Raw genomic sequence first — 5730 nt, 5'->3', positions numbered from 1 at the left:
GGCAATATAAACAGGCTGCACCATGGAGGCTAATGAACCTAACACCCATTGCCTTCCTTTATCCCTATTGATAAAATCAACACCGTTAAGTAATACATCTATGTAGGTAATACGATTAGCGATTGAATCTATCGAATCCAAATACCCCTTGGAATGCCTTAGGGTATAAATACTGTCTCTTTTGCGCACATATTCTAATTCCTCTGGAGACAAGGGCTCCGTTCTCGTATTTTTCCAAAAACTTGAATCACGCTCATATGCTTTTTCTGTAGTAACCGCTACCTCATTCCCAAAATACTTGGGTGGAAAGTTCACTCCAAAGTCATAATTCGTATACTTCACAGAAGTTTTACAAGTATGTATAGATTCCTTGTGATTCACACCGTAAGTCATTAATTGCTGACTTAACACACAAGTGGTATCTGAAGAAATATCAAAATCTTGTTCTATGGTAAAGTAGTCATACATTAACAAGTTCCCACCACTTAAAGTCAACTGTAACTTCTCCACCATCCAACTTCCATCCCTAACATAGATAAAACCGGACAAGGTTGAAGTAGCTGAAGAGCGGGCTTTAATCTCTATCTTAAAGGTTTTAACACTATCCACTTCAAGTACATCAACCAACTTATATTTATACGACAAAATTCCAACGGTAGAAATTGGAGATGGCACAGGAGATTCATTCAAATCATCCAAAAACAAGGTATTCTTAAAAAAATTAAAATTTGATTTTGCCGTGGTAGTGAAATAAAGGTAATTGCTTCTAGACCCACGCTGTTCAAAAGCATTTCTTAACTCTCTTACTTTGTTGTAAGGAGCATAATTACGCTTCAGACCAACCTCTATCATATTGAAGTTGCGAAGAAATTCTAGTGAATTATCTTTAGAGGTGGTGTCTTCAGCTTCCTTTTCTTTTTTACGCCTTTTCTTTTTAGGCGCTTCTTCAATTCTTTGAATTTTCTCAGTGGCTTTGATATATACGTCACAAGAGTAAGGATACTGATTGAAATCTAAACTGTCCTTTCTCCGAACAACTTTCAGAATAATCTCTCTTCCCGGATTCTTTTTACTTCCAGAAATTTCAACCTCGTCTATATCTTGGATACGCATGGGGAAAAGCTGAACGTTTTGAACATTCTCTCCCTTTTTTACAGCTATAAAAACTTCTTTTTTCTCGTATCCTGTAGCTGCATAGATTACCCGATAAGAACCATTTTCTAGGTTCACGGAATAATTCCCTTCTACATCAGATCTGACGCGGTATTGGTTGTTTTGTCCTCTTAGGAAAATATCTACGAAAGGAATCGGTTGATAATTCTCATCTACTACCTTCCCTTTCAACAGGTCTTGTCCATACACATGTATGGTCCCTAGGAGGGTTAAAAGTATGATGAGTAGTTGTTTCATATCATTATTTAAGACATCTGGTTCATCCCAAAAGTTACAGGAGGAAGCTCAATACTTAACTATTAAATGATAAACGGTAAAAAAGTAACAGTATTACTTATTCTTTGCTTGATCCTCTAAGTATTGTTGATGTTTCAGCATTCGCTTCATCATCCATCTTCTAATCATCCAAAAACAGAAGGCAAATACGGGCAACAAATAAAAGCTAAGCCATGTTTCAAAACCTTCGGTAATTCCCATGTAGGTAATGTAGATGAAAGAAAGAATAACGAGCGCAAGCCAAAATACTTGCATGATCTTATTGTACGTTTGCATGTTCTATTTATTAACGCGTGCTTTTACATTATAGACAAAGGCCGTATCAAAATTACGATTCGTTTTCGCTCCTTGTCCGTATAGTATCATATTAGGGTAAGTAATCGTAACGGCTTTTTCTGTATAAACAGAATCACCTTTCTTATCCCAAATGAGTTCTTCTGATTTTAAAATTTTGTTCTGTTCAACATTCTTGAGCTCTACACTATCTCTCACAAACATATCACCTGTATTCTTATCTATCTCGCCATACAAAGCTGTTAAGATAGACACAACCTCTCCATTATCGTTGAAGAACTTGACCTTCAAACCATCTTTCAACTTCGTCTTTTGCGTCTCATTATAAGACTCAGCGATAGTAGCTGTCAATTCTAACTTCGCATAACCAGAATCCGTATAGATTACATTTAAATTACGCGAAGCTTCATCTGGTGCATGTTCGATGGAAGAAACTTCTTTAATTCTTTCCAAATCGTTTACACAAGAAAAAAAGATACCTGCCACTCCAAGAATGACAGGTATCGTAAATATGTTAATGCCTAAGGCTCTCATTAGAATTTCTGAACAGTTACCGTTCTATTTCCCCAACATTCTAAAGTGATCGTTTCACCTACTTGCTTACTCGCATTAAAGATATCTTCTCCTGAAGGACAAGCTGCTTGGTAACGAGAAGCACTGAATCCGTACTTATTTGCAATTTCTACAGCGTAGTAGTTGTTTGCTTTTCTTTCGAATGTTGTGTTTCCACAATCGTTGATGCTAGCCATTACAGAGTTTGCTGCAATTTTAGCTCCTTCCACTGAGTTCTTTCCGCTTACTGCTAATCCTGCATTGTGTGCAGCTTTGTAACTTCTAGCTCTGTAGTAAGCAGTAGCAATTGCCAATTCTGCATCAGAAATTAAATCCGCATCATCAGAAAGGTCTATTACTTCTTTGTATGCTGCTACAGCAGAAGAAGTTCTTCCTTTTACATCTAACAATTTCGCTTTTTGCAATTTCGCATCTACTGATGTTGGGTCGATAGCAATTAATGTATCTATCAACATTTCGTATTCTTTACTATCTGTACAAGATTTCGTTTCTAACAATTTGATAAAGTTATTTACGTTAGATTTTTTCAAATCTTTCTCTTGTGGTAAAGCAGCCATAAAGTTGTTGATCTCTGGTAATAAAGATTCACAATCTCTTGCTACATAATCCAAGTAAGATGTTAATACCTCTAAAGTTCTTGGCGTTAATCCTTTTTCAGAAACAATGTTGTTCAATTTAAAGTATTCCCCAATAATTCTTTTCGTGTACCCATCTTTTGCTTCACCTTCTGCTTTAGACCATAAGGTGTAAATGTTTGCGTAGTACTGCTGAACTGTATAGTCTGTAGCTTCTTCAGAGTGGTTATAAATAATATAACTAAATGCTGAATCAGCCTCTTCTAATTTATCAGCTCTGTTAGAAAGTAATAAGTATTTACCCTCTTTCTTTTTATAAGAAACATTGATTCCGTGCTGTCTTTGCGCATTATCGTAAGTGGATAATAAAGAATCGATGTATGCAGCTTGCTCTTCACCTTCAGTTTCTTTAACCATACGCTCCAAAGAGTAAATCATTGGACTGTAGAAAGCATTTTCTAAACCTCCACATTCCTTTTCTGCTTGTAAATAAGCTGTAGCGGCTTTTTTGTAGTTTTTCGCTCCATAAGCAACATTCGCTACTTTTTTGTACCTATTACACTCGTTTCTATCACCCTCACCTTGTGCATTCGCTGTAAACGTTGCTAACACTGCAGCTCCAAGTATAAGTTTTCCTAACTTCATCTTTGTTTTTTTTATTAATCGTATTTGTACTTTCTAAACCATCGGTCATAACCGGGCGACAAATTTACACCAAAATTAATTCCCCAAAAGTTTTCTTGTATTGTGTTAATGTTACCATTTCCTCTTTGTCCATATGTAACCCCTAAGTTTATGGAGGAAACAGCTCTGTTTAACACTACCGGTAATCCTATCCCAAAACTTGTGCCAAATTCTGACAACTGACTTTGATTCACCTTATTTGGAAGAACGCTGTTGTAGAATCCTACGCGATAACTCATTCTTTCATAATACTTTGCCACCGTTTTTCTTTCAGCTGCTATTCTGTGTGGTTTATATTGTAAACCAACACGGTAAGAAGTAGCATCAAACAAAGTATTCGCATCCGGAATTCCTCCAAGGGTTCTAGAATACTCACTCCAATTGTCGGCATTATATTCTGCCGTAAGTAAAAACTCCGGCTTTAATCTTCTTGAACTATTTGTATCCGCTTGCGGCGTAAAGCTATAAGTAATTCCCAATTTATAGCTAGAAGCTAGAGTAGTTGTTCCTTGCGCATCAGGATTTGGGTATAGGGTATCATAGGTTCCAATATTGTTATAACTCGTAAAGAAGACATCGTATTTGTTTTGAGCTACAGATATTTGTTGACTAGGAGTATAGCTTGCACCTATTGTAACTCTATGTTCTGAATTCGGCGTAAAACTATAATTCATTCCTAAATCATAGGTGTACCCTCTGTAGTTCAACCTGTCATCTTTGTAAGAACCTAGCTCAGAGGTAGAAACCATTCTGTAAGTTCTACTGTAATTTTGCGTGTAACCAAATAAAAAGTTTCCATTTACACCTAAACCTAGAACATGTTTTTTCTTGGCAATTACATTAACACTCAATCCACCAAAAACTTGTTGTATCCCCCCAGATCCTTTGTATTCATAAAAGACAGAATCCCCGTCTACAAGCTCAGCATCATTTACATCGTATCCTACTCTACTGTACGGACGGATTCCAAAACCTAACCCAAAGCGATTAGCAAAAGGAACTACAAGTGAAAAATGCGTAACGTTACCGTATGATAAATTCCCTTCAGAAGCTCCGTCTGACAAGGTGGTGTTTCTGTAATCAATTCCCATAGAAAAAAGTGGGAGACCCTTGGCAATACTTGCGTAAGATGAAGGATTAAAAAGATTAGTTTGAGAACTATCGATTAACGCAACAGATGATCCTCCCATGGATTGGAAATAACTACTTCCAAAAAAGTTAGTTTCCCCAACACCTAAGGATGAATATGGAGACGATGCATTTGTCTGTGCCCTTAAAAAAGGAGCCATACACACCGCAAAGAGTATTAATATATTATTTCGCATTATGCTCGAGAATTAGATTTAAGCCTTGAAGCGTTAAATTTTCGTTGACAAAGATGTAATTTTTTGCTGCCATATCAAATAAATTAGCATCTCCACCTGTCATAAAAGTTGTTAATCCAGCATATTGCTTTTCATATTCGGCTATCAACCCTTGAATTTCTGCACGCATTCCATTTATAACACCCGACCACATACTTTTATGTGTAGAATTTCCAATCAACGGAGTTGGATCGGTATTCTGGTAAAGCGGTAAACGTCCCGTAAAAGCGTTCATGGCTTTATACCGCATTTGTAATCCTGGAGAAATTGAACCTCCCAAATACTCTCCCCTTTCATTAACAAAATCAAACTTGATACATGTACCTATATCTACGATGAGCACAGGTGTTTTTCTTTTCAGCATTTCTGTATGGGCAAAAGCAGCATTAGCAGCCCTATCAGCTCCCAAGGTTTCGCTTTGATAAAGATTAACAAAAGGATACTCGGAAGAACTACTCAAAACATGATCTGGTTGAAAGTATTGAACCAAAAAATCCGTATCAGATGAGGAAAGCACACTAGAAAGTAAAGATTTTTTATACCCTTGGTATTTTTTTTCACTTTGGGTATTTTTTAAATCGCCCAAGGTAACTGCAGCCAAAACGCGCAAGTCATCTCCCTGGACTTCAACTATCTTCACACGCGTATTCCCGGCATCTATAATTAGATTTTTCGCTTCTTCTTCCATTGATGGACAAAGATAAGCGAAGAATTTTAAAAAAAATTGTTGCAAGGGCACTTCAGAACAAATAAAGTTTATATATTTGCACCCACCAAACAGAAGGTGATGT

Annotated in this window: 6 protein-coding genes; all 6 read right to left on the bottom strand. The window is 36.7% G+C overall.

Going from position 1 to position 5730, the window contains the following annotated elements; translation table 11 throughout:
- On the bottom strand, window positions 1-1410 hold a 1410-nt coding region (locus R3333_RS12025), incomplete at its 3' end, for a DUF5686 family protein (protein WP_318959023.1).
- Between the two features lie 93 nt (window positions 1411-1503).
- The gene (locus R3333_RS12020) at window positions 1504-1725 is read right to left on the bottom strand and encodes a hypothetical protein (RefSeq protein WP_318959022.1); all 222 of its coding nucleotides are present in this window, start codon (window positions 1723-1725) and stop codon (window positions 1504-1506) included.
- A 3-nt stretch (window positions 1726-1728) separates the two neighbouring features.
- On the bottom strand, window positions 1729-2277 hold the full coding sequence (gene lptC, locus R3333_RS12015; protein ID WP_318959021.1) for an LPS export ABC transporter periplasmic protein LptC: 549 nt from the start codon (window positions 2275-2277) through the stop codon (window positions 1729-1731).
- Entirely contained in the window at window positions 2277-3536 is a 1260-nt protein-coding gene (locus tag R3333_RS12010; protein WP_318959020.1) for a hypothetical protein, read from the bottom strand. The genes lptC and R3333_RS12010 overlap by 1 nt, the downstream gene beginning before the upstream one ends.
- A gap of 14 nt (window positions 3537-3550) precedes the next feature.
- Window positions 3551-4900, bottom strand: coding sequence for a hypothetical protein (locus R3333_RS12005; protein ID WP_318959019.1), 1350 nt, complete (start codon window positions 4898-4900; stop codon window positions 3551-3553).
- Window positions 4890-5730 (bottom strand): type III pantothenate kinase (locus R3333_RS12000; protein WP_318959018.1); only part of this gene is annotated, 841 nt, incomplete at its 5' end. The genes R3333_RS12005 and R3333_RS12000, both read right to left, overlap by 11 nt.

Source organism: Lishizhenia sp. (genome assembly GCF_033720595.1).
In the GTDB taxonomy this organism is placed as follows: Bacteria; Bacteroidota; Bacteroidia; order Flavobacteriales_D; family Crocinitomicaceae; genus Lishizhenia.
Note: the sequence above shows the minus strand (reverse complement) of the source record. Positions and strands in the feature narration are given on the sequence as shown.

Bases quoted from the DNA above. Each gene is read 5' to 3' on its own strand.
- R3333_RS12020 (WP_318959022.1), bottom strand. From the start codon at position 1,725: ATGCAAACGTACAATAAGATCATGCAAGTATTTTGGCTTGCGCTCGTT.
- lptC (WP_318959021.1), bottom strand. From the start codon at position 2,277: ATGAGAGCCTTAGGCATTAACATATTTACGATACCTGTCATTCTTGGA.
- R3333_RS12010 (WP_318959020.1), bottom strand. From the start codon at position 3,536: ATGAAGTTAGGAAAACTTATACTTGGAGCTGCAGTGTTAGCAACGTTT.
- R3333_RS12005 (WP_318959019.1), bottom strand. From the start codon at position 4,900: ATGCGAAATAATATATTAATACTCTTTGCGGTGTGTATGGCTCCTTTT.